Source organism: Streptomyces sp. TBY4 (assembly GCF_024213195.1).
Classification (GTDB): Bacteria; Actinomycetota; Actinomycetes; order Streptomycetales; family Streptomycetaceae; genus Streptomyces.
The window spans coordinates 188,726-211,806 of sequence record NZ_JANAVF010000004.1 but is presented as its reverse complement, the minus strand read 5'-3'; the positions used below and the strand labels follow the sequence as shown (position 1 = coordinate 211,806).

24 protein-coding genes are annotated in these 23,081 nt (G+C 73.1%); 12 read left to right on the top strand and 12 right to left on the bottom strand.

Features of this window, described 5'->3' with window-relative positions:
* Nucleotides 1–17: 17 nt before the first annotated feature.
* Complete coding sequence (locus NLX94_RS11680) at nt 18–767, bottom strand: DUF4344 domain-containing metallopeptidase (RefSeq protein ID WP_254382592.1); 750 nt, start codon at nt 765–767, stop codon at nt 18–20.
* Between the two features lie 124 nt (nt 768–891).
* Between NLX94_RS11680 and NLX94_RS11675 the strand changes: the two genes are divergently transcribed.
* Nucleotides 892–4,236 carry a tetratricopeptide repeat protein gene (locus NLX94_RS11675; protein WP_254382591.1) on the top strand — a complete coding sequence of 1,115 codons (3,345 nt, stop codon included), beginning with the start codon at nt 892–894 and terminating at the stop codon, nt 4,234–4,236.
* Between the two features lie 94 nt (nt 4,237–4,330).
* Here the strand turns inward: NLX94_RS11675 and NLX94_RS11670 are convergent, their stop codons facing one another.
* Complete coding sequence (locus NLX94_RS11670) at nt 4,331–4,549, bottom strand: hypothetical protein (RefSeq protein ID WP_254382590.1); 219 nt, start codon at nt 4,547–4,549, stop codon at nt 4,331–4,333.
* Nucleotides 4,550–4,551: 2 nt separating this feature from the next.
* Nucleotides 4,552–5,433 (bottom strand): mycothiol conjugate amidase Mca, encoded by an 882-nt coding sequence (gene mca / locus NLX94_RS11665; protein ID WP_254382589.1) that lies wholly within the window; start codon nt 5,431–5,433, stop codon nt 4,552–4,554.
* 121 nt (nt 5,434–5,554) lie between these two features.
* Between mca and NLX94_RS11660 the strand changes: the two genes are divergently transcribed.
* Entirely contained in the window at nt 5,555–5,968 is a 414-nt protein-coding gene (locus NLX94_RS11660; protein WP_254382588.1) for a DUF4307 domain-containing protein, read from the top strand.
* Between the two features lie 16 nt (nt 5,969–5,984).
* Here the strand turns inward: NLX94_RS11660 and NLX94_RS11655 are convergent, their stop codons facing one another.
* A complete protein-coding gene (locus NLX94_RS11655) occupies nt 5,985–6,380 on the bottom strand; it encodes a PPOX class F420-dependent oxidoreductase (protein WP_254382587.1) in 396 nt (131 codons plus the stop codon).
* Nucleotides 6,381–6,605: 225 nt separating this feature from the next.
* Here NLX94_RS11655 and greA point away from each other — a divergent pair, with 225 nt between their 5' ends.
* The gene (gene greA, locus NLX94_RS11650; protein ID WP_254382586.1) at nt 6,606–7,103 is read left to right on the top strand and encodes a transcription elongation factor GreA; all 498 of its coding nucleotides are present in this window, start codon (nt 6,606–6,608) and stop codon (nt 7,101–7,103) included.
* A gap of 73 nt (nt 7,104–7,176) precedes the next feature.
* On the opposite strand, the gene NLX94_RS11645 is transcribed toward greA, so the two are convergent.
* From NLX94_RS11645 to ilvA, 3 genes are all read right to left on the bottom strand, one after another.
* A complete protein-coding gene (locus NLX94_RS11645) occupies nt 7,177–8,034 on the bottom strand; it encodes an ABC transporter permease (RefSeq protein ID WP_254382585.1) in 858 nt (285 codons plus the stop codon).
* On the bottom strand, nt 8,031–9,062 hold the full coding sequence (locus NLX94_RS11640) for an ATP-binding cassette domain-containing protein (RefSeq protein WP_254382584.1): 1,032 nt from the start codon (nt 9,060–9,062) through the stop codon (nt 8,031–8,033). Before NLX94_RS11640 ends, NLX94_RS11645 begins: the two co-directional genes overlap by 4 nt.
* 204 nt (nt 9,063–9,266) lie before the next feature.
* On the bottom strand, nt 9,267–10,499 hold the full coding sequence (ilvA, locus tag NLX94_RS11635; RefSeq protein WP_254382583.1) for a threonine ammonia-lyase: 1,233 nt from the start codon (nt 10,497–10,499) through the stop codon (nt 9,267–9,269).
* A 252-nt stretch (nt 10,500–10,751) separates the two neighbouring features.
* Here ilvA and NLX94_RS11630 point away from each other — a divergent pair, with 252 nt between their 5' ends.
* The 3 genes from NLX94_RS11630 to NLX94_RS11620 all read left to right on the top strand — a co-directional run bounded on the left by NLX94_RS11630 (nt 10,752) and on the right by NLX94_RS11620 (nt 12,135).
* Entirely contained in the window at nt 10,752–11,285 is a 534-nt protein-coding gene (locus NLX94_RS11630) for a MarR family winged helix-turn-helix transcriptional regulator (RefSeq protein ID WP_243340624.1), read from the top strand.
* Between the two features lie 89 nt (nt 11,286–11,374).
* Nucleotides 11,375–11,896, top strand: coding sequence for a sigma factor-like helix-turn-helix DNA-binding protein (locus tag NLX94_RS11625; protein WP_254382582.1), 522 nt, complete (start codon nt 11,375–11,377; stop codon nt 11,894–11,896).
* Complete coding sequence (locus tag NLX94_RS11620; protein WP_254382581.1) at nt 11,893–12,135, top strand: hypothetical protein; 243 nt, start codon at nt 11,893–11,895, stop codon at nt 12,133–12,135. The genes NLX94_RS11625 and NLX94_RS11620 overlap by 4 nt, the downstream gene beginning before the upstream one ends.
* Nucleotides 12,136–12,166: 31 nt before the next feature.
* On the opposite strand, the gene NLX94_RS11615 is transcribed toward NLX94_RS11620, so the two are convergent.
* Entirely contained in the window at nt 12,167–13,324 is a 1,158-nt protein-coding gene (locus NLX94_RS11615) for a cystathionine gamma-synthase (protein ID WP_254382580.1), read from the bottom strand.
* A gap of 105 nt (nt 13,325–13,429) precedes the next feature.
* On the opposite strand from NLX94_RS11615, the gene NLX94_RS11610 reads away from it, so the two are divergent.
* The 5 genes from NLX94_RS11610 (at nt 13,430) to NLX94_RS11595 (ending at nt 16,819) form a co-directional block, all read left to right on the top strand.
* A complete protein-coding gene (locus NLX94_RS11610; RefSeq protein WP_254382579.1) occupies nt 13,430–14,536 on the top strand; it encodes a hypothetical protein in 1,107 nt (368 codons plus the stop codon).
* Between the two features lie 3 nt (nt 14,537–14,539).
* On the top strand, nt 14,540–15,070 hold the full coding sequence (locus tag NLX94_RS39600) for an Imm50 family immunity protein (RefSeq protein ID WP_374683941.1): 531 nt from the start codon (nt 14,540–14,542) through the stop codon (nt 15,068–15,070).
* On the top strand, nt 15,057–15,455 hold the full coding sequence (locus NLX94_RS11605) for an Imm50 family immunity protein (protein WP_254382578.1): 399 nt from the start codon (nt 15,057–15,059) through the stop codon (nt 15,453–15,455). The genes NLX94_RS39600 and NLX94_RS11605 overlap by 14 nt, the downstream gene beginning before the upstream one ends.
* A 75-nt stretch (nt 15,456–15,530) precedes the next feature.
* Complete coding sequence (msrA, locus tag NLX94_RS11600) at nt 15,531–16,199, top strand: peptide-methionine (S)-S-oxide reductase MsrA (RefSeq protein WP_254382577.1); 669 nt, start codon at nt 15,531–15,533, stop codon at nt 16,197–16,199.
* Nucleotides 16,196–16,819 carry a hypothetical protein gene (locus NLX94_RS11595; protein WP_254382576.1) on the top strand — a complete coding sequence of 208 codons (624 nt, stop codon included), beginning with the start codon at nt 16,196–16,198 and terminating at the stop codon, nt 16,817–16,819. Before msrA ends, NLX94_RS11595 begins: the two co-directional genes overlap by 4 nt.
* A 25-nt stretch (nt 16,820–16,844) precedes the next feature.
* On the opposite strand, the gene NLX94_RS11590 is transcribed toward NLX94_RS11595, so the two are convergent.
* Both NLX94_RS11590 and NLX94_RS11585 read right to left on the bottom strand, forming a co-directional pair.
* Entirely contained in the window at nt 16,845–19,019 is a 2,175-nt protein-coding gene (locus NLX94_RS11590; protein ID WP_254382575.1) for a sulfatase-like hydrolase/transferase, read from the bottom strand.
* Nucleotides 19,020–19,155: 136 nt separating this feature from the next.
* Nucleotides 19,156–20,202, bottom strand: a complete 1,047-nt coding sequence (locus NLX94_RS11585; RefSeq protein WP_254382574.1) for an NAD(P)-dependent alcohol dehydrogenase — start codon at nt 20,200–20,202, stop codon at nt 19,156–19,158.
* A 184-nt stretch (nt 20,203–20,386) separates the two neighbouring features.
* Between NLX94_RS11585 and NLX94_RS11580 the strand changes: the two genes are divergently transcribed.
* Complete coding sequence (locus tag NLX94_RS11580; protein WP_254382573.1) at nt 20,387–21,283, top strand: helix-turn-helix transcriptional regulator; 897 nt, start codon at nt 20,387–20,389, stop codon at nt 21,281–21,283.
* A 6-nt stretch (nt 21,284–21,289) separates the two neighbouring features.
* Here the strand turns inward: NLX94_RS11580 and NLX94_RS11575 are convergent, their stop codons facing one another.
* On the bottom strand, nt 21,290–22,240 hold the full coding sequence (locus tag NLX94_RS11575; RefSeq protein WP_254382572.1) for a GNAT family N-acetyltransferase: 951 nt from the start codon (nt 22,238–22,240) through the stop codon (nt 21,290–21,292).
* A 76-nt stretch (nt 22,241–22,316) separates the two neighbouring features.
* Nucleotides 22,317–22,994, bottom strand: a complete 678-nt coding sequence (locus NLX94_RS11570) for an ABC transporter ATP-binding protein (RefSeq protein ID WP_254382571.1) — start codon at nt 22,992–22,994, stop codon at nt 22,317–22,319.
* Nucleotides 22,995–23,081 lie beyond the last annotated feature (87 nt).

Genomic DNA, 23,081 nt, shown 5'->3' with positions numbered 1-23,081 from the left:
GCTGCCCTTCAGGCCGGTCACGGCCGCAGGAGCGGAGCCAGGTCGCGGGTCCAGGTGTCGCGGGTGCGGGTCCAGGTGGCCTGACAGTCGGTGCGGGACGGGGACGCGAGGTCCTTGTGACGGCCGGGGGCCTTGCCGTAGACCGCGCAGCGGTGGGACTCCGCGCGGGCCGCGTCCGGGGCGTGTTCGTCCGTGGCGCCGGCGGCTCCGGAGTCCGCGGCGATCGCCCTGTCGTAGAGGCGGGCCGCGGTCAGGAGCGTCTCCTCGCCCTCCGGATGCCCGCGCAGCAGTGCGACCTGGGCGAAGCGGTCGGCAGTGTCCGCCTCGGCGCGGGGGCCCTCGTCAGGGAGGTCCAGCGCATCGATGAGGGCGTGGCCCGCCTCGTGGTAGAGGGTCACCCGGACCACCTCGGAGAGGTCCTCGTCACCGAGCAGTTCGCGCGGCTCGGCCAGGTCGTCGTAACAGACCTCGATGGTGCGGGTGTCCGGGTCGTAGCCCGTGCCTTCGCCGTGGCAGGACTTGGCGAAGACGGTGACCAGGTGGGGAAGGTCCACGTAGGCGTTGAGGTCGGCGAGGGTGAACTCGGCCAGTTGCCAGTTCTTCAGGAAGCGGGCATGGGCCTCGTCGGTCGCCGCCGGCTTCTCGTACCGCAGCCAGAACCCCTTTTCCGGTACTTCCTCCTGGGGCAGGAGGGCGCAGCCGGTCCCCGCGAGCAGCAGCGCCGCCATCGTCGCGCGCAGTCCCCAAGTCGCCCACCGTCTGTTCACCGGGCCACCATAAGCGACCGCTCTTGCGTCAACTCCCTCTGAACTAGCTCAGATTCCCTCGCGCTCACGACCGTCCCGAAGGACACTTGTGGCACGGTGCCGGAGCTCTCTGAGGGGGATGCCGATGCGGGACAGTCATCGCGTTGAGGCCGAGCGGCTGCTGGGGCGGGCCGTCGAGGAGGAGTCCCGGCGGGGAGCGGGCGGCGCGGCCGGCACTCCGGAGGCCCGGGCGGCGCTGCTGGCGCGCGGCAAGCAGGCCCTGGCCGCGCTCGCGGCGAGCGCGGCCACCGAGTACGAGGCGTACGCGGCTGCGCTGGACGAGGCGGCGGCCGGGGAGCAGTCGCTCGGCGAGGCCTTCCGGCGGGCGAACACCTCAACGGCCCTGCTGGTCACGGGAGTCGCGGCCGCCGCCGCGATCGTGGCCGACCTGGGCTTCGGCGTGGCGGTCGGCACCGCGCTGACCACCGGCGCCGTCGTGGGCGTGGCCGGGGCGACGGCGACCGTGGCCAAGGTGACGGCCCTGCACCTGCCCGCTGCGAACCGGCGGGCCGGGGAGCTGGGCCGCCCGGGCGGCGCGGAGCAGCTCAGGCTGCAGTGGCTGTCCGCGCTGGAGGTGCGCGGGATCCGCCCCTTCCTGGAACAGCAGCGCAAGGTGGCCCTGGCGCTGAACGCCCCGCCCAAGGTGAACGGGACCGGCGCCGCCGGCTCCGCCCTCCAGCTGCGCGGGGCCAATCGCAGCGCCGAGGCCCGCCGGCGGGCGATGCTGGAGCAGTCCTTCGGCCAGCTCCCTGCGCTGGAGGACGTGTTCGTGGGCCGGCGGGCCGAGCTGGCCCGGATCGCGCAGTGGGTGCACAGCGCCCGGGCGAGCACCGAGACCCGCCCGGTGGTCGTGGTGCTGCACGGGGAGCCCGGGGTGGGCCGCACCACGCTCGCCCTGCACGCCGCGCAGGCGCTGCGGGACCAGTTCAGGGGCGCCTGCGTGGTGGACCTGCGCGGCGGCGGCGCCGCTGCGTCCTCGGCGATTCCGCTGTCCACACGCGAGGCGCTGCTGCACCTCATGAACCGGCTCGGTGCGCCGCGCGAGCAGCTGCTGTTCCGCGAGGGCTCGTCGGCGGAGCAACAGGTGCGCAGGCTGGGCGAGTTGTACCACCAGCACGTGCAGGGCACCCCGGTGGCGGTGGTCCTGGACGACGCCGTGGACGCCGCGCAGGTACGGATGCTCGTGCCCGAGCGGTCCGAGAGCCTGGTCCTGGTCACGGCCCGGGAGCCGCTGGAGCTGCCCGCCGAGCTGGCGGCCTGGGTGTACCAGCTGCCGGTGGCCCGGCTCGCGGAGGAGGCCGGCGCGGAGCTGGTCCGGGCGGCAGCGGTCGGCCCGGCGGGATCCGGCACGGCGGGAGCCGCAGGAACCGCAGGAGCCGCAGGAGCCGCGGCGGCGACGGGCCCCGCCGGGACGGATCCGCCCGCGGGCGGGGCCGCGCCCGCAGCCCCGTACCCGGAGGAGGCCGTACGGGCGCTGCTCGCGCTCGGCGGCGGCCTGCCGCTGGCGCTGCGCGTGCTGGCCCCCCTCGGGGCCGCCGGGGCGCACCCGGAGCCGGAGCCCGGCCGCTCCCTGGACGCCGCCCTGGACCTGGCCTACGCGGCCCTGCCCGAGGAGCGGCGCCGGCTGCTGCGCCGGCTGACCCTGGCCGGCCGGGCCTCGCTCGGGGCGGCGGCCGCGGCGGCGCTGATCGACGCGGACCAGGTGGAAGCCGGGCGGCTGCTGCGCGAGCTGGCGCGCGCGGGGCTGCTGGACCACGTACGCGGGGACCGGTTCCGGATGCACGACGCGGTGCGCGTGTACGCGTCGGCGCGGCTCGCGCGGGACGAGGACCGGGCCGACTCCTCGGCGGCGCACGAGCGGCTGATCCGTACCTACGCGCAGCTCGCCGACTCGGTGATCCGGATGGTCGACGGGAAGATGTCCACCCGGGCGGGCGTCCTCTCCAAGGCGAGCACGGTCGGCGGGCACGGCTTCTCCTCCCTGGACGCGGCCCTGCGCTGGCTGGACGACGAGTCGAGCTTCATCACGGCGGCGCTGCGGCACTCCGAGGGCGTGGACCAGCAGGCCGTGCTCGACCTCCTGGGCGCGCTCTGCGACTTCTGCCTGCTGCGCGGCGACCTGTACCGGCTCGGCGAGATCAACGAGCTCACGCAGGCCGTCGACCAGGGGCTGCTGGTCCGCTCGGTGCAGTGGCGCACCGGCATCGCGGCCCGCCAGCTCGGTGAGCTGGACAAGTCCCGCACCACCCTGACCTCGCTGGTCGACCAGTTCAAGGAGGCCCGGCAGGAGGCGGGCGCGGGCATGGCGCTGGTCTCGCTCGGGATCACCCTGCACCACCAGGGCAACCTGCCGGAGGCCTCGGCCCGCATCCGCGAGGCCCTGGTGCTCCAGGCCCCGGACGAGCTGGCGGGCGACCGGGCCTGGGGCCTGCACGCCCTGGGCGCGGTGGAGCGCGACCGCGCGCACCTCGCGGAGGCGCTGCGACTGCTGCGCGAGTCGCTGGTCCTGCACCGCGAGAGCGAGAGCGTGCACGGCGAGGCCTGGGCGCACCTGCAGCTCGGGCAGGTGTACCTGCGCCTGGGCGAGGTGCCGCGCGCGGAGGCGGAGCTGCGCCTCGCGCTGGAGCTGTACGGTCGCACCCGCGACGACCGCGGCCAGGCCTGGGCGCTGACCCAGCTGGGCCGGGCCCGGGTGGTGGACGGGGATCCGGGGCCGGCGCTGGACCGGCTGCGGGACGCACTGGCCCGGCACCGGGAGGCGGAGGACGCGCGCGGCGAGGCGTGGACGCTGTACTACCTCGGGCAGGCGCTGGAGGAGGCCGGGGAGCGGGACCGGGCGGTACGGGAGCTGGAGCGGGCCCGCACGATGTTCTCCCGGATGCGGGACGTGTACGGGCTGGCGCACGCCCGCCACCACTCGGGCCGGGTCACGCGCGACCAGCGGGCGGCGCAGACGGGGAACCTGAAGAACTCCGGCTTCGCCCGCCAGCTGCTCGTGGACGCCCGGGCGGACTTCCGCCGCATCGGCCTGGCCCACGGGGAGGCCTGGACCTGCCTGGAGCTGGCGGTGGTGGACGCGGGCAACGGGCGGACCGCGCAGGCGCTGGACCTGTGCGAGGAGGCGGTGCGGCTGTTCATCTCCTACGGGGACCGGCGCGGGGAGGACTGGGCGCGCTTCCTGCGCTGCACCCTCCTGCCGTACGCGCTCCCGGCGGCCCCGGACGAGGCGCGCACGGAGCTGGCCCGCCTGGCGGCGGCCCCGCACCCGATGCGGGACGGCCGGCTGGAGGACTGCCTGGAGTCCTGGACGGTGATCCTGGCCCGCGGGGTGGACCCGGCGGAGGGCTGGCAGGCATGGCGCCTCTCCCTCGTACCGAACCTGCACTCGCGGGAGATCATGGGCGTCCCGGTGCCGCTGCCCCCGGTGTAGGCCGCGTGCGGCGCCCCCGGGCGCACGCGGGAAGCCGCCGCCCCGGCCGTGAACGGCGGGGCGGCGGTCACCGCGGGCGGACGGCGGACGGCCCCTACGGGGCGCGCGTGGCCTGCGCCGGGGCGGGCTCGGGGGCCTCCTTGAAGTCGACGCGGCCCATGTGGCGGCTCATCGACTTCATCAGGCCCCAGACTCCGAGGGCGAGGGCCGCGAACACGAGGAAGCCGAGGAGGCCCGGGGTCACCTTGTTCTTGTCGAAGGTGTCGGCGGCCAGCGGGAGGTACTGGGCGATTGCTGCCTGCGTAGCGCTCATAGCTACGCATTCTCCCGGATGCCCGCGAAGAGGTCGGACTCGGGGAGGGAAGTGGCCACGAGGGACTTCGCGAGCTCGTACTCCTCCGTCGGCCAGACCTCCTTCTGGATCTCCATCGGGACCCGGAACCAGCCGCCGTCGGGGTCGATCTGCGTGGCGTGGGCGATGAGCGCCTTGTCACGGATCTCGAAGAAGTCGGCGCAGGGCACGTGGGTGGTCAGGGTCCGCTCCTTGCGCTCGAACTCCTTCCACCGCTCCAGCCACTCGCCGTACGGGGATTCCAGGCCGCGGGCGAGCAGCGCCTCGTGCAGGGCGATGGTGCGCGGCTTGTTGAAGCCCTGGTTGTAGTAGAGCTTCTGCGGCTGGTACGCCGGGCCGAACTCGGCCTCGGGGTACTTCTCGGTGTCGGCCGCGTGATCGAAGGCCACCATCGTGATCTTGTGGGTCATGATGTGGTCGGGGTGCGGGTAGCCCCCGTTCTCGTCGTACGTGGTGACGGCCTGCGGCCGGAAGGCGCGGATCTTCTTCACCAGGCGGCCGGCCGCCTCGTCGACGTCGGCCAGGGCGAAGCAGCCCTCGGGCAGCGGCGGCAGCGGGTCGCCCTCGGGCAGCCCGGAGTCGACGTATCCCAGCCATTCCTGGTCGACGCCGAGGATCTCGCGCGCCTCGTCCATCTCCTTGGCGCGCACCTCGTGGATGTGCTCCTCGATGTACTTGTCGCCCTGGAGCTTGGGGTTGAGGATCGATCCGCGCTCACCGCCGGTGCAGGTCACCACCAGGACGGACACCCCCTCGGACACGTACTTGGCCATGGTGGCCGCGCCCTTGCTCGACTCGTCGTCGGGGTGGGCGTGGACGGCCATCAGTCGAAGCTGCTCGGTCAAGACAGGATCCTCTTTGAGTCGTCAGGGCGGGCGCTCCTATAGTGACCGAATCGGAGGGTGGAAAAATTCCGGGGGGTCACCCCGGGAACCCGCCTTTCGCCCACCTCGAAGGGAACGATCGATGAGCGCGGTGCGCGAAGAGCTGCCCGAGGGCCGCTACGGCCGGTCGGCGGACGAGCGTGCGGACCGCAGGCTCAAGGTCATCGGATCGGTCCTCGGGGTCGGCCTGCTGGGTGTGGTCGGCTGGATCGGCTGGGACTACGTCGCCGGTCAGAGCGTGAGCGCCGAGCTGATCAAGTACCAGATCGTCTCCGACTCCGCGGTCGAGGTGCACCTCGAAGTGCGCAAGGAGGCCTCGGTCACCGGGGTGTGCACGCTGAGCTCGCAGGACGAGACGCACGCCGAGGTGGGCCGCGCCGACTTCACCTTCGCGCAGAAGAGCGGGCGCGTGGACGAGATGGTCACCCTGAAGACCACCGGCCGCGCCACGATGATCGAAATCATCGGCTGCCGCCCGGCCGCTTCCGCGGGCTGACCGGACGGCGCGCCCCTCAGACCGAGAAGCCGGTGACCTTCACCGGCGTCACGCGGACGACCAGCCGCAGGATCTCGTCCGCCTCGGGCGGCGGGTCCTGCCCCAGGTACTTGTGCGACAGCTCCCGCGGCAGCCGCTTGTCCGGGTCCTCGACCAGCTCGGCCGTCCCCCGGATGTCCACCGAGTGGTACGGGTTCTGCGCGTCGTAGACCGTGAGGCTGATCCGGGGGTCCCGGGTGAGGTTGCGGGCCTTGAGCCGGCCCGCGGTGGTGCTGAAGACCACCGTGTCCGCCTCCCGGCCGATCCAGACCACGGAGGTCTGCGGCGCTCCGTCCGCGTTGAGCGTGGCCACGGTGGCGAAGTTGCGGCCGTCCAGCAGTTTGCGCGTCTCTTCGTCGAACTCGATCGACACGGTTCCACCCCTCGTCGTGTTGTCGGTGTCGCCAGCTGCGTCCTGGGCAACACGCCGGGTGGCGGAGGCGTTCCTTCCGGTGGGTCCGGTTCTTCCGGCTTCGTCACGCGGGCCCGACGCAGTTCACACGTCTGGTGTCCTCCCCCTTTTCTTCCCGAATTGTTAGGCTCGTGGTTTCGTCCGCCGCTGGCGGCTTTGTAGTCCCTGTACCGACGAGGAGCACCCGTGACCCAGACGAGCGAGAGCGTCACCTGGCTGACCCAGGCGGCGTACGACCAGCTGAAGGCCGAGCTGGAGTACCTCTCTGGTCCCGCACGGTCGGAGATCACGATCAAGATCGCGGCGGCCCGTGAGGAAGGCGACCTCCGTGAGAACGGCGGTTACCACGCGGCCAAGGAGGAGCAGGGCAAGCAGGAGCTGCGCATCCGCCAGCTCACGCAGCTGCTGGAGAAGGCCAAGGTCGGCACGGCTCCCGCCGCCGAGGGCGAGGTGGCCCCCGGCACCCTGGTCACGATCGCCTTCGACGGCGACGAGAGCGACACCATGGAGTTCCTGCTGGCCTCGCGCGAGTACGCGTCCTCGGACTTCGAGACCTACTCCCCGCAGTCCCCGCTGGGCTCCGGCGTGCTCGGCAAGAAGATCGGCGAGGACGCCCAGTACGAGCTGCCGAACGGCAAGCAGGCCTCGGTCAAGATCCTCGACGTCAAGCCCTTCACCGGCTGATCACCCCCTGTCTTTTCAGCGCGAAGCCCCGCCGGGCAGCAGCCCGGCGGGGCTTCGCGCATCCCGCGTCCGGTCAGGCCGTCGCCGAGCGGTACTTGCGCACCGCCAGCGTCCGGAAGACCACGATGATCAGCACCGACCAGAGGATCGACGCGATGACCGGGTGCTGCATCGGCCACGCCTCGGGGGTCGGGTAGCCCGGCGGGATGTTCCCGAAGAGCTCGCGGGCCGCCTGGACGGTGGCGCTGAAGGGGTTCCACTCCGCGATGTGCCGCAGGAACGTCGGCATGTTGTCGGAGGGGACGAAGGCGTTCGAGATGAACGTCAGCGGGAAGAGCCAGATCAGCCCGCCCGAGGTGGCGGCCTCCGGGGTGCGTACCGACAGGCCGATCAGGGCCCCGATCCAGGAGAACGCGTAGCCGAGCAGGAGCAGCAGGGCGAAGCCGCCCAGGACCTCGCCGATGTTGGTGTGGGTGCGCCAGCCGACGATCAGCGCGACGACGGCCAGGACGACGAGCGTGAGGGTGGTCTGGACGAGGTCGGCGAGGGTGCGGCCGGTCAGGACCGCGCCGCGGGCCATGGGCAGCGACCGGAAGCGGTCGATGAGGCCCTTGTGCATGTCGTCGGCGATGCCGGCGCCCGCTCCGGCGGTGGCGAAGGTGACGGTCTGGGCGAAGATGCCCGCCATCAGGAACTCGCGGTAGGCGGCGGGCGAGGTGTTGCCGCCCACGGCGATCGATCCGCCGAAGACGTAGCTGAACAGGACGACGAACATCACCGGCTGGATCACACCGAAGATGATCATCTCGGGGATCCGGGACATGCGGATCAGATTCCGCTTGGCCATGACCAGCGAGTCGCTGATCCCCTGGACGATGCCGCCGCGCGGGCGGGGAGCCGCCAGCTCCGGGGTCGTGGAGGTGAGGGTCACTTCGCCACCTCCTTGGGGTCCTTGCGACCGCCCTTCGACTTCGCGGACTTCGCGTCGGCGGGGGCCTCTCCGTTCTCCTCGGCGGCCAGTTCCGCCGCGTGGCCGGTCAGGGAGATGAACACGTCGTCCAAGGTCGGGCGGCGCAGGCCGATGTCGTCGATCTCGATGCCGCGCCCGTCGAGTTCGCGGATGACCTCGGCGAGGAGCTTCGCGCCGCCGGAGACCGGGACGGTCAGCTTGCGGGTGTGCTCCTCGACGGTGGCCCGGCCCTTGCCGAAGCCGGCGAGCACCTCGCCGGCGGTGGCTATGTGCTCGCGCTCGTGCACGACGACCTCGACGCGCTCGCCGCCCGTCTGGGCCTTGAGCTGGTCGGAGGTGCCGCGGGCGATGACCCTGCCGTGGTCGACCACGGCGATGTCGTGCGCGAGGTGGTCGGCCTCCTCCAGGTACTGCGTGGTGAGCAGCAGGGTGGTGCCGCCGGCGACGAGCTCCTGGATGATGGCCCACAGCGCCTGGCGGTTGCGCGGGTCGAGACCGGTGGTGGGCTCGTCCATGAACATCACGGGCGGGCTGACCACGAGGGCCGCGGCGAGGTCGAGCCGCCTGCGCATGCCGCCGGAGTACGTCTTGGCGGTGCGGTCGGCGGCGTCGCCGAGGTTGAAGCGCTCCAGCAGTTCGGCGGCCCGGGCCTTCGCCGCCTTGGCGCTCATCTGGTAGAGCTGGCCGACCATTTGGAGGTTCTCGCGGCCGGTGAGGTATTCGTCGACGGCGGCGAACTGGCCGGAGAGGCCGATCGATCGCCGGACTTCGTTGGGGTGCTTGAGGACGTCGATCCCGGCCACGACCGCCTTGCCGCTGTCGGGCTGGAGGAGGGTGGTCAGGACGCGGACGGTCGTGGTCTTGCCCGCACCGTTGGGGCCGAGCAGACCGAGGACCGTGCCCTCGGGTACATCGAGGTCAACGCCGTCCAGAGCCCTTACGTCGCCGAAGGTCTTGACCAGACCTTCGGCGTAGATGGCGCCTGGCATATGGGTACTCCCAGTGCAATTCGAACCGGTTGAATCGTGACATTCCTACGCGAATCCTATGGGCGCCGGACCGACCTCGCCCGGCCGAACGGGCGACACGGTATCGCGTCATATCGCGTATCGCCACCGGATCGGGGCAGGGGGCAGGGAGCACCGCGTCAGCTCATGACCTCGTACCGCGTCAGCTCACGACCTCGTACCGGGTCAGCTCATGACCTTGTACCCCGCGCCGTGCAGCGCCCGCGCGACTTCCGCGCAGTGCTTCGGCCCCTTCGTCTCCAGGTGCAGCTCCACCTCCACCTCCGTGAGCCCCAGCCGCGGGTCCGTCCGTACGTGGCTCACGTCCAACACGTTCGCATCCACCACTGACAACTCCCCCAGCAGACCGGCCAGCGCCCCCGGCCGGTCGGTCACCCGCAGCCGCAGCGACAGGTAGCGGCCGGCCGCCGCCATGCCGTGGCGCAGGATCCGCTGCAGCAGCAGCGGGTCGATGTTGCCTCCGGAGAGCACGGCCACCACGGGGCCGTCGCCGTACAGTTCGGGCTCGCTCAGCAGCGCGGCCACCGGGCTGCACCCGGCCGGCTCGACCACCAGCTTCGCCCGCTCCAGGCACAGCAGCAGGGCGCTGGAGAGCGCGTCCTCCGACACCGTACGGACGTCGTCGAGGAGCTCGCCAATGATTTTGAAGGGGACGTCGCCGGGCCTCCCCACCCTGATCCCGTCCGCCATCGTGTTCGGGTGCTCGATGGACACCGGGTGCCCGACCTTCAGCGAGGGCGGGTACGCGGCCGCGCCCGCCGCCTGGACCCCGATCACCCGCACGTCGGGGCGCAGCGCCTTCACCGCGACCGCCACCCCGGCGGCGAGCCCGCCGCCGCCGATGCCGACCAGGATCGTGCGCACCTCGGGGCACTGCTCCAGGATCTCCAGGCCGACCGTGCCCTGGCCCGCGATGATGTCGCGGTGGTCGAAGGGGTGGATGAAGACCGCGCCCGTACGGTCCGCGTACTCCTGGGCCGCGGCCAGCGTCTCGTCCACGACCTGCCCGTGCATCCGCACCTCGGCCCCGTAGTCCTGGGTCGCCGCCACCTTCGGCAGGGGCGCCCCGACCGGCATGAACACGGTCGAGCGGACCCCGAGGAGGGAGGAGGCCAGCGCCACGCCCTGGGCGTGGTTGCCGGCGCTGGCGGCGACGACCCCGGCGGCCCGCTGCTCGGGGCGCAGGCCCGCGATGCGCACGTACGCGCCGCGCAGCTTGAAGGAGCCGGTGCGCTGGAGGTTCTCGCACTTGAAGTGGACCGGGGAGCCGGTGAGCGAGGAGAGGTACCGGCTGCCCTCCATCGCGGTCACCCGGGAGACGCCGGAGAGCATCTTCTGGGCCCCCCGGACGTCGTCGAGGATGACCTGCGGGACGGGCTGCGGCACGCGGTAGTTCATACGGCCAGTCTCGCAGCCGGCCGGCCACGGGGTTCCGCCGTGCTGGGCGGGACGGGTGGTGAGGGAGGGGCGGGAGGGGCCAGGGAGGGGCGAGGGAGGACCGGGAGGGGCGAGATCTCGCCATCCGGGACGGCCCGAGCTCGCCGTTCCACCGCTGCCGTATCAGTTCTTGTACGGGGAGTACGAGCCGTCGCACGGCCGCGTACTCTGTCCCCCATCCTTGTCGGCCCCATGCGAAGAGAGCCCACGGCCATGCCCTCCACCCCGGCCAGTTCCGACCTGCCCGCGCCGGCCGGCGCGCCCGCCGAAGCCGGTCTCCTCGACGCGCTCCAGCACCAGGTGGCGGTTTTCGCCCGGCGCGCCGAGCAGACCCGCCTGGGCGGGGTCGGCCAGGCCCGCAACTCCATGGACCGGGCCGCGTACCTGCTCCTGAACCGGCTCGACCTGGAAGGCCCGATGGGCGTCAAGGCGCTCGCCGGCGGCATGGGCATCGACTCCTCCACCGTCACCCGCCAGGTCGCCCCGCTCGTCGACAGCGGACTGGTCAAGCGGACCTCGCACCCCGAGGACGGCCGGGCCGTGGTGCTCGCGCTGTCCCCGCGCGGGCTGGCGCGGCTGGAGGAGGTCCGCTCCTCGCGGCGCGAGCTGATGGCCCGGGTCACCGACGGCTGGGACGAGGAGGAGCGCGAGGCGTTCACCGGTCTGCTGACCCGTTTCAACGTCTCGCTGTCCGAGCTGATGTCGGCCGGCTCCGAGCCCGGCTCCGAGGCCGGACCCGCCTCCTGACGCCCGCCCGCTGACGCCCGCTTCCCGACACCCGCTTTCTGGCGCCGGACCCCTTCCGAGGCGCTCCCTCCGGCCGCACTATGTGCACTGTGGACCACGGGCCGGGCCCCTACGCCGAGTTCGAAGCCTTCGTCGCCGGAGCGGCGGGGCGGCTCCTGCGCGTCGCGATCCTGCTGACGGCGGAGCCGTCGGCCCCGTCCGGAGCCGACGCCACCACCGACGCCACCGCCGCGGCCGAAGCCCCCGCCGCGCGCGCACTGCTCGGCGGCGCGCTGGCCCGTACGTACGCGAACTGGCGCAGGCTGCGCGGGGACGACCCGTACGACCACACCCGCCAGGAGCTGTGCGCCGCCTTCGCCCGCACCGGCCGCCGCCACCACGGGGGCAGCGGGGTGCTGGGGCGGCTGAGCCCGCTGGAGCGGCTCGTCGTGGTGCTGCGGCTCTACGAAGGGGTCGCGGAGGAGGTCACGGCCGCGCAGCTGGGGCTGGCGCCCGAGCGCGTACGGGCCCTGTGCGACCGGGCCGTGACCGGGCTGCGCACCCGCCCCGGAGCCGCCCCCGGCCCCGGGCGGGAACAGGGGCCCGATGCCCGCCGCAAGGAGGCGGCATGAGTCCCGCCGATCCCCGGGAAGCCCAGGTCAGGCGGCTGCTGGAGGGCCCGTACCCGGCGGTGCCGCACGATCTCGCGGCGGGCGCGGCCGCGCGCGGCGACCGGCTGCTGCGACGCCGCAGGGCCGTGCGGCGGTTCGGCTGGAGCCTGCTGTGGGCGGTACTGGTGGGCTTCGTGGTGTGGGCCTCGCTGACCGGCGCCTGGTCCACACCGTCGAGCGAGGTCTCCCCGCCCTGGTAGCGGGACGGGGAGACCTGTCACTCTCTTGCTGCTAGCCCAGCGCCTGCGCCAGGTCGGCCAGCAGGTCGTCGGCGTTCTCGATGCCGACCGACAGGCGGACCAGGTCGCCCGGGACCTCCAGGGCCGAACCGGCCACCGAGGCGTGGGTCATGCGGCCCGGGTGCTCGATGAGGGACTCGACGCCGCCGAGGGACTCGCCCAGGGTGAAGATCTTGGTGCGGTCGCAGATCGCGACGGCCTCCTCCTCGCCTCCGGTGACGCGGAAGGAGATCATGCCGCCGAAGTTGCGCATCTGCTTGGCGGCGATCTCGTGGCCCGGGTGCTCGGGCAGGCCCGGGTAGAGCACCGTGTGGACCTTGGGGTGGCGGACCAGCATCTCGGCGATCTTGGCCGCGTTCTCCGCGTGCCGGTCCATGCGGACGGCGAGCGTCTTGATGCCGCGCAGCACCAGCCAGGAGTCGAAGGGGCCGGCCACCGCGCCCATGGCGTTCTGGTGGTAGGCCAGTTCCTCGCCCAGCGCCGCATCGGCGACGACGAGCGCGCCGCCGACCACGTCGGAGTGGCCGCCCATGTACTTGGTCAGGGAGTGCACGACCACGTCCGCGCCGAGCGCGAGGGGCTGCTGCAGGTAGGGGGAGGCGAAGGTGTTGTCCACGACCAGCTTGGCGCCGGCCGTCCGCGCGATGTCGGCGACGACGGCGATGTCCGTGATGCCGAGCAGCGGGTTGGAGGGGGTCTCGACCCAGATGACCTTGGTCTTCGGGGTGATCGCCGCGCGCACCGACGCCGGGTCGGAGGTGTCGGCGACCGACCACTCGACGCCCCAGCGGGAGACGACCTTCGCGAAGAGGCGGAAGGTGCCGCCGTACGCGTCGTTCGGGATGACCACGTGGTCGCCCGGGGAGAGCAGCGTGCGCAGCAGGCAGTCCTCGGCGGCGAGCCCGGACGCGAAGGCGAGGCCGCGCCGGCCGCCCTCCAGCGCCGCGAGGTTCTCCTCCAGCGCGGTACGGGTCGGGTTGCCGCTGCGGCTGTACTCGTAGCCGCCGCGCAGTCCGCCGACGCCGTCCTGCTTGTACGTGGACACCTGGTAGATCGGGGGCACGACCGCGCCGGTCAGCGGGTCCGCCGTATTGCCCGCGTGGATGGCGCGGGTCTCGAAGCTCTGGTGCTCGTGGCTGTCGTCGCTCATGGACCCGATGCTATGCCCCGTCCGCCCCTGCCGCGGCAGGCACCTCCGCCATCCTTTCCCTCCCCCTATTGGCCATGCGCGGGGTGGGTCTGGTTCGCTGGGGTTATGGAGATTCTGTGGTTCCTGTTCGCGATGGGTCTGCTCGTGGCCGCCCTCTCACCGATCCTGCGGCGCAGGCGCGGCGGACTGCAACTGGTGGCGCCCGGGAGCCCGGACGCGGCCGACCCCGCGGACTACGGATTCGCCCTCCAGGAGGAGCTCGACATCCGCATCCCGGGCCCCGACCCCGACCTGATGGACGCCCTCGACCACGTGCGGCGGACCGGGCAGTGGCAGGCCGCCTCCCAGCTGCTGGCCGGCACCCCCCGCGAGGGCGAGGTGCGCTGGCAGCGCGTGCAGGCCTTCGCCGGCTCGGCGGCGCTGGAGCTCTCCCAGGAGCCCGGGGCCGGGGCGCGCTGGCTGAAGGCCTGGCGGCTGGAGGCCCCGAAGGACGCGGGCGGTGCGCAGGTGCACGCCGAACTGCTGGCCCAGCAGATGTGGCGGCGCCCGGAGGGCATGAGCGAGTCCGATGTCCGGATCATCGCGGAGGAGGCCCGCGAGTCCTGCCACAAGGCCGCGCTGCTGGCCCCGGGCGACCCGATTCCGTACATCGTCGAGCTGTCCGTGGCCCGCATGCTGCACTACTCCGAGCCCGAGTACGACGCCCTGTGGGCGAAGATCATCGACCGGGCGCCCCAGCACATGGGCGCGCACCTGGCGGCACTGAACTACTGGTGCGAGAAGTGGCACGGCTCCCGGGAGAAGGCCGACGCCTTCACCCACCACGCGGCGGCCCGCGCCCCGCAGGGCTCCCTGCTGGCGGCGCTCCCCCTCTTCGCCCTGTACGAGCACGTCCCGGACGTCGTCCTGATCCGCAGCTTCCACCAGAGCGCCTCCGTGACCCGGGCGGTGGAGGGCGCGCTGTACGCGGTCCACCACGCGCGCCCCGACGACCCGATGCTGGCGCACGTACGCCACCTGCTCATCCTCTTCCTGGTCGGCGGCGAGCGCTGGGCCGAGGCCATGGACCAGATCCGCCACGTCGACGGCTACGTGGGCGCCCTCCCCTGGTCCGCCGACCCGGACCCGGCCGCCTCGTACGCGATCTACCGCGCCCTGGCGGTGGCCGGCTACGAGGCCAACGGCGGCTCCCCGGCGACCCTGCCGCACTGACGGCTGACGCGGAGCGCCACCATTCCCACAATTCCCGTCTGGTCGGACCTTCTGGTCGGCGCCGAGCGGCTGACCTCCCTCTACACCGGCCTCCCCCCGCTGGAAGGGCTGGTCCTCAGGTCCGTCCACCTGAGCCCCTACGGCCCCGACCTGAAACTGCGGGTCGAGCTGCCCCGCTACCCGGACCGGCCGCCTCCCGCCTGGGCGGAGGCGGGGTGCGACCGGCTGGAGGTCCAGCTGCACTTCCTGGCCGTCGGCGAGGACCTGCACCTGCGCGGGCTGCCGCGGCAGACCGTGGTCGACGTACGGCTCCGGTCGCTGGCGCGGCGACGCCTGCGGGTCCTGGTGCAGGGGGAGGGCTTCTCGCTCGGATGCTCGGCTTCGGACTCCCTCCTCGTGAGCCACCTCAACGCCTACCGGTCCGGCGGCGAAGACCCGTACCTCGCGCGACGCCACTTCGAGAGCCGTATCGACCAGCGGCTGCACACCGTGCTCCCCCCAGTGACGACGAGGCCGTTCTATGACCATCCCTGACTGGTCGGCCGGGCTCGCGGATCCGCACCCGGTCCGCGAGGTCCTCGGTTCACCGCCGCCGCCGCTGACCGACTACGGCCTGATCTCCGTGCACATCGACGAACGGGAGTCCTCGGTCACCCTCGCCTTCTTCGCGTTCGGAGTGCCCGCGGGCGCCGCCGCCCAGTGGGAGGCCAGGGGGCACAACGCGGTGGAGTTCTTCCTGAAGTGCACGGGTGTGGAGGACCTGGCGGTGGACGGCTGGAGCACCGGTCCCTTCACCTTCGCTTCGCTCACCGGCGGCTCGCACGTGGAAGTGCGCGGGGAAGGGAGCCGGCTGTCCTTCCGGGCCGCGCACATCGGGGCCGATGCCCCAGTGGGGCGGCTGGCCAGCCGGACCCCGTAGCCGGGCGGCCCCGGGGAATCCCGGGAATCCCCGGCCGCCGTGCGCCGTTACCGGTAGACCACAAGGAGGGAATCCATGTTCTCGTACCGCCGCACGCCCGAGCTGCCCACCCGCGAGGAAGCCCTGACCGGCCGCGCGGAGCCGCTCTTCGGACTGCCCGCCGTGCACACCGTGCTCGGCAACCCGCTCGCGGGCCCGTACCCGGCCCACCTGGAGGTCGCGGACTTCGGCCTGGGCTGTTTCTGGGGCGCCGAGCGCAAGTTCTGGCAGACCCCGGGGGTGTGGACCACCCTGGCCGGCTACCAGGGAGGCTTCACCGAGAACCCGACCTACGAGGAGGTCTGCTCGGGCGGCACCGGCCACACCGAGGTGGTCCGGGTCGTCTTCGACCCCTCCCTCGTCTCCTACGAGGCCCTGCTGAAGCTGTTCTGGGAGTCCCACGACCCCACCCAGGGCTTCCGCCAGGGCAACGACGTCGGCACCCAGTACCGCTCGGCGGTCTACACCCACTCCCCCGCCGCCCAGGCCACCGCCGAAGCCTCCCGCGAGGCCTACCAGCGCGTGCTGACCGGCTCCGGCTACGGCACGATCACCACGGCCGTCCTCCCGGCGTCGGAGCGCCCCTTCTGGCCCGCGGAGGCGTACCACCAGCAGTACCTGGACAAGAACCCCGGCGGCTACTGCGGCATCGGCGGCACGGGCGTCTCCTGCCCGATCGGCGTGGCCCAGGCCCCCGGGGAGTGAGCACCGCCCCGCTCCCCGACCCCGCGCACGCACCGCTCACCCGGCTCTGGCAGGCCCACCGGCCTGCCGGGCCGCTGCGCCCGCACGAGCTGAAGACGGTGTACGCCGACCGCTGGGTGCGCTTCCACAGCCTGCCGGAATCGAAGCGCTACGCGGGGGACGAGGCCGAGTACGCGATCCTCCTCGACCGCTACAACACGGTCCTCGACGAGCTCTTCGCGGGCGGCGAGGTGTACGTGGTGACCACCGAAGGGGCCTTCCTGAGCGAAGGCGCCGACCTGGCCGACGTTCCCGACCCGGCGGACCCCCGCACCGCCCTCCACCCGGAGGGCACCCTGTGGACCACCCTGGACGACACCGCCGACCCGGATCCGGTCTTCCACACCCGCTGGTACTTCTACGCCGACCGCCGCCCCTGGCGGCGCGGCTGCCTCGATCCGCTGCTGCGCGCCGTCGCGGACGACGCGCTGCCCGGCGTCTTCGTCACGGACGCCGGGCTCACCCGCATCCACCACCCGTACGACGGCGGCGCGGACGTCATCCTGGCCACCCCCGGGGAACGGGACCGCCTGCGCGACCGGCACTCCGCGTGGCTGTCCAAGCACCCGAAGGGGTACTGACCGGGGGGCTGGTGGGGTCCCGGCGTCAGACCACCGTCACCCGGGCCGAAGCCCACGAGGTGTGGTCGAAGGCGGAGTTCGCATTGGCGTCCTCGACCACCAGGTGGAGGAGGCGCACTCCGCGGACGTCCACGTCGAGCGCCGTCGGCCCGGAGGCGCCGGTCAGGATGCCCGTCGTGGCGAGGACCCGGCCGTCGCCGCGCACGGTCGCGCGGGTGGCTCCGGACGCCGACTGCTTCTTCGAGAAGTCGTCGATGCCGACCAGGGCCGTGAAGCGGTTGCCACGGCCGCCCAGGTGGTAGACGAGCTCGGAGGGGGCGTGGACGCCGAGGCCCTTCGCGTGGGTGACCCCGCCGAAGGCGATCGGGGTGCCGTCGCCCGCCGCCTGCTTGCCGTTGGAGCGGTCGATCTCGACCGGGCCCCAGCCGTTGGCCGCGGACACCCAGGGCAGGTCGCTGAGGTAGCTGTCCCGCACGGGCGGGGCGGGCAGCGGGGCGTACGGGGCCCGTGCGGTGAAGGCGGAGCCGCCCGCCGTGGCCGAGGCCGTGAGGGTGGCGGCGCCGGCCCCCGGCGGGGCGGTCAGGGTCCACACCGTCGTCAGGGCCTGCCCCGGGGCGAGGGAGGCGGCCGCGGCGGGGCCCGCCGGGGTCGCGGTCCAGCCCGCCGGGACGGCCAGTGAGACCCGGGCGTCGGCCCAGGGGCGGGCCGTGCCGTTGGCCAGGGTGGTGGTGAGCGTGCCGTCGGAGGGGGAGGCGGCCGCGGTCAGGCCCCAGGGGCGGCGGGTGTACACATCGGCCCACGAGGAGCGGAGCAGGGCCGTGAGGGAGGCCACCACCGCCGGGTTCGCGGCCGCCACGTCGTGCTGCTCGGCGAGGTCCGCCGTCAGGTCGTAGAGCTCGAACCGCCACTGCGCGTCCGGTACGCTCCGGTCCCGCGCCGGGGCGAACCGTACGGCCTTCCACCGGTCCTTGCGGACGGCCTCCGCGACCTGCTTCGCCCGGCCGCCGTCCTGCGCGTTGGCCCGGCTGGTGACGCCCTGCTCGTCCCGGTACCAGTACAGGTGGTCGTGGACCGGGGCGAGCGCCGGGGCGCCGTTCAGGACGGGGGCCGCCGACAGCCCGTCGATGTCGGAGGGGGCCGGGGCGCCGCCGGCCAGGTCGGCGAGGGTGGGCAGGAGGTCGTAGAGCGGGGTGGGGCGGGCGCTGGTGGTGCCGGGGGCGATCCGGCCCGGGGACCAGGCGACGAGGGGGACGCGGACGCCGCCCTCGTAGAGGTTGCGCTTGTAGCCGCGCAGCGGGCCGTTGGCGTCGAAGAGGTCCGGGTTCACCCCGCCCTCCTCGTGCGGGCCGTTGTCGGAGGCCACCAGGACCACCGTGCGCTCCGCGACGCCCCGCGCCCTCAGCCGGTCGACGACCGCGCCGACCTGGGCGTCGAGGAGGCTGATCTGCGCCGCGTGCGCCTTGTTCGCCTGGGTCCAGGGCCGGTCGGCGTAGGCGCTCGCGTCGGGGACCTCGCTCGGGGCGTGCGGGAGGTTCGGGGTGAGGAAGAGCAGGAAGGGGTCCGGGCCGGCGGCATGGGCGTCGATGAAGCCGAGGGCGCGCGCGGCGATCGCGTCGGGGGCGAAGGTGCCCGCCGGGACGGTCTCCTTGGCGTTGCCGTTCCAGAGGTACGCCGGGTAGTACTGGTGCGCGTGCCCGTGGTCGATGTACCCGTAGAACTCCTCGAAGCCGCGCGCGGTCGGGTGGCTCGGCTGGTTCCCGGCCTCCGGTCCGAAGCCCCACTTGCCGAAGAGGCCCGTACGGTACCCGCGGGCCCGGAGCACCTCCGCGAAGGTGGTGTCGCCCGCGCCCAGGCTGCCCTGGCCGCCGCTGGAGGGGTTGGCCCGGACGGCGGCGTGGCCGGTGTGCAGTCCGGTCAGCAGCGCGGCGCGGGAGGGCGCGCAGACGGCGGCCGCGGAGTAGGCGTCGGTGAACCGGAGCCCCTCCGCCGCCAGTCGGTCGATGCGCGGGGTGCTGATCAGCTTCTGGCCGTACGCGCCCAGGTCGCCGTAGCCCAGATCGTCGGCCAGGATCACCACGAGGTTCGGCGGCCCCTCCGCCCCGGCGGCTGCGGCCCGTGCGGGCTGGACGGCCTGCGGGAGGGCCGCGAGGCCGACGGCGGCGGCCGCGGAACCCGCGAGGAAGTGGCGGCGGCTGGGCATCTCGAACTCCCCTGTGACTGAAGGCTGATGGGAAGATCGTCCGCGCGGAGGGCCGCCGGGACCATGCACGGGGCATGAAAAGCATGTGACGGCGGCCCCGGGCGACGCGCGCTCCGGGGCCGCCGTCGGGCGACGATCAGATGGTCGAGGTGTCGATGACGAAGCGGTAGCGGACGTCGCCCGACTGGACGCGCTCGTAGGCCTCGTTGACCTCCTCGGCGCGGATCAGTTCGATCTCCGCGCCGAGCCCGTGCTCCGCGCAGAAGTCGAGCATCTCCTGCGTCTCGGCGATCCCGCCGATCATCGAGCCGGCCAGGGTCTTGCGGCCGCCGATGACGGAGAACAGGTTCAGCGAGACCGGCTCCTCCGGGGCGCCGACGTTCACCAGGGCGCCGTCCACCTTGAGCAGGCCCAGGTAGGCGTCGAAGCCGAGGGGCGCGGAGACGGTGGACACGATCAGGTCGAAGCGGCCGGCGAGCTGCTCGAAGGTGGCCCGGTCGCTGGTCGCGTAGAAGTGGTCGGCGCCCAGCTTGAGCCCGTCCTCCTGCTTGCGCAGGGTCTGCGAGAGGACGGTGACCTCGGCGCCGAGGGCGTGGGCGATCTTGACGCCCATGTGGCCGAGCCCGCCGAGGCCGACGATCGCGACCTGCTTGCCGGGGCCCGCGCCCCAGTGCTTGAGCGGGGAGTAGAGGGTGATGCCGGCGCACAGCAGCGGGGCGGCGACGTCGAGGGCGAGGCCGTCGGGGATGCGGACGGTGTAGTTCTCGTCGACGACGACGTGCGTGGAGTAGCCGCCGTAGGTGGGCTCGCCGTTCTTGTCGAGGGCGTTGTACGTGCCGGTCATGCCCTTGGCGCAGTACTGCTCCTGCCCGGCGAGGCACTGCTCGCACTCGCGGCAGGAGTCGACGAAGCAGCCGACGCCGACGCGGTCGCCGACCGCGAACTTGGTGACCCCGGAGCCGACTTCGGTGACGACACCGGCGATCTCGTGGCCCGGGACCATGGGGTAGATGCCCTCGCCCCAGCCGTCGGTGACCTGGTGGATGTCGGAGTGGCAGATGCCGGCGAACTTGATGTCGATGAGTACGTCGTGGGCGCCGACCGGACGGCGCGGGACGGTGATGCGCTCCAGCGGGGCCTTGGGCGCGGGAGCGGCGTAGGCGGCGACCTGGGTGACGGACACGGTGGGGCTCCTCTGAAGACTGCGGTGCTGACGTGGTTCAGACGGTGGTGCTGACGTGGCTCCAGCCTGCCTTTCCCCGCCCCGGACACCCATCCCCCTGTCCTGCCTAGGTCTGGCGAACCTACCCTTGGCGGGGTCAGGCTCAGACCTCCGGCCTGCGCGCCCGCGCCGCGATACTGGGGTAATGGACCACCTTGATCAGCGAGCCGAACTCGGCGAGTTCCTGCGCTCCCGGCGCGCCCGGCTGCGCCCCGAGGACGTGGGCCTGCCCGACTACGGGCGCCACCGCCGGGTCCCGGGCCTGCGCCGCGAGGAGCTGGCGCAGCTGGCCGGGGTCTCGGTGGCGTACTACACGCGGCTGGAGCAGGGCCACGGCCAGAACGTGTCGGCGGAGATCCTCGACGCCATCGCGCGGGCCCTGCGCCTGGACGGCACGGAGCGCGCGCACCTGAGCCACCTGGCCGGCCCCAAGCCCCGCAAGCGCCGCCAGACCCCGCGCCCCCAGCAGGTACGGCCGGAGCTGCGGACGCTGCTGGACGCGATGGAGGGCGTACCGGCGTACCTGGTCGGGCGGCGCCAGGACGTCATCGGGTGGAACCGGCTGGCGGCGGCGGTCTTCGGCGACTTCGGGGCGCTCCCGCCGCAGGAGCGCAACCTGGTGCGGCTGGTGTTCCTGGACCCGGCGACGGCCGAGCTGTACGCGGACTGGGAATGCCGGGCGTGCGAGGTGGTGAGCAACCTGCGCGTGTACGCCGGGCAGTTCCCGGACGACGAACGGCTGTCCGCGCTGGTCGGCGAACTGTCCGTCAAGAACGAGGAGTTCCGCCGGCTGTGGGCGGCCCACACGGTGGCCGACAACAAGATCCACGGCGTCAAGCGGCTGCGCCACCCGCTGGTCGGCGAGCTCAAGCTCTCCTTCGAGACCCTGGCCTTCCCGGACGACCCGACGCAGTTCCTGGTCACCTACCACGCCGCCCCGGACTCCCCCTCGGCCGACGCCCTCAGCCTCCTCGCCTCCTGGTCGGCCCCGTCCGCGGCCCCGGACCGGGCCCCTGGCCCCGTGGAGGAATCCGCACAGTAGGCCCGGCTAGAGCTTCAGCTGGAAGCACCCGATGCCGTGCTCGCGCCGGTAGCCCAGGGCCTCGTTGACCGTGCGCATCGGGATGTTGTCGTCGGCCGTCACGGTGGCGACGGTGCGCAGGTCCGGGTGGCGGACCTGCGCTTCCGCGAGCATGCGGAGCTTGACCGCGCGGCCGAGGCCGTGACCCCGGTGGGCGGGGACCACCACGGTGTCGTACTGGAGCGCGCGCGGGAGCGCCGGGTCGGGGAGGACCAGTTCCGTGTAGGCCGCCACCTCGCCGTCCGGGGTCACGGCGGCGACCGTGGTCAGCTCGCCTCCCCGGTCCAGGATCTTGCGGTGGGCCGCGTGCAGGCGCTCCGCCGTCCAGGTCTGGATCTTCTGCTCCAGGTCCCCCGTCGGCGCGTCCTCCATCGCCCCGTGGGCGACGGCCACCGCCGTCGCCCAGCCGTCGGGGACCAGCCCGGGCCAGCAGAGCAGCTCGTAGCCGGGCACGGACGCAGACGCCTCCGGTACCGCCTGCACGTCCAGCACGTACCAGGCCATCGACAGGGCGTTCTCGAAGCCCACGGCCTCGGCGAAGGCCTGGCCCGCGCCGCCGAGCTCCACCTCGGCGGCGACCGAGGTCCGGCCCTCCGCGAGCAGCTCCTCGCGGACCCGCTCCCACAGGGCCGTCCCCGTACCGCGCCGCCGCGCGTCCGGCCGTACCGTCAGCTCGTCCAGGAACGCGGTGTGGTCGTTGGTGCCGTCCGTGAAGAGGACCAGCCGGGCGACCCCGTCCTCCGTGGCCCACTGCACCGTGCGCCCCCGCGCCGACGGCACCCGCAGCTCCCCGGCGACCTCCGTCCGGGAGGGCGGCGGCAGGTGCGGCAGGTCGGCCGTCCGGGCGGAGGTCAGGACGGCCCACCAGTGATCGACCTCGAGGTCGGTCGGCGGCACGGAGAGCGGGTTGATCTTCATACTTCGGACCCTAATCCGGAACCCGGCCGTACGCTCAGCCGCCCCCGCCCAGCCGCTCCCGCCCAGCCGCTCCCGCTCAGGCGTTCTCCGTGACGGTCACCTTCCCCCGCCGGATCGTCGCCACCCGCGGGGCCCGCTTCGCGAGCGCGCTGTCGTGGGTGACCATGACGAAGGTCAGGCCGTGCTCCTTCCAGAGCCCTTCGAGCAGTTCCATGACCTCGTCGCGCATGGACTCGTCGAGGTTGCCGGTCGGCTCGTCGGCCAGCAGCACCTTCGGGCGCTTCACCAGCGCCCGGGCGATGGCCACGCGCTGCTGCTGCCCGCCGGACATCTCCCCAGGCAGGTGGCCCATCCGCTCGCCGAGACCCACGGAGTCCAGCGCCTCGGCGGCCCGGTCGCGCCGCTCGCGGGCCTTCAGCCCCAGCGGGACGAGGGCCGTCTCGACGTTCTCCTGTGCGGTGAGCGTGGGGATCAGGTTGAAGGACTGGAACACGAAGCCGATGTTCTCCGCCCGGAAGCGGGTGAGCCGGGATTCGGAGACGGTGGCGAGGTCGAGTCCGTCGAGGACGATCTGCCCCGCCGTCGGACGGTCCAGGGCGCCGAGCATCTGGAGCAGGGTGGACTTGCCGCCGCCGGTGGGGCCCTGGATGACGAGCCGGCCGCCGTCCTCGATGGTCAGGTCCACGCCGGCGAGCGCGTCGATGGATTCCTTGCCGCGCCGGTAGCGCTTGGTGACACCGGTGAGTTGGTACATCTCTGGTTCGTTCCCTCGGGTTGCGGGGCGGTGGGGCAATGGCACGGTCGGGCAGACGGCCCCTCGGAACGCACGAGCCGCACTTTC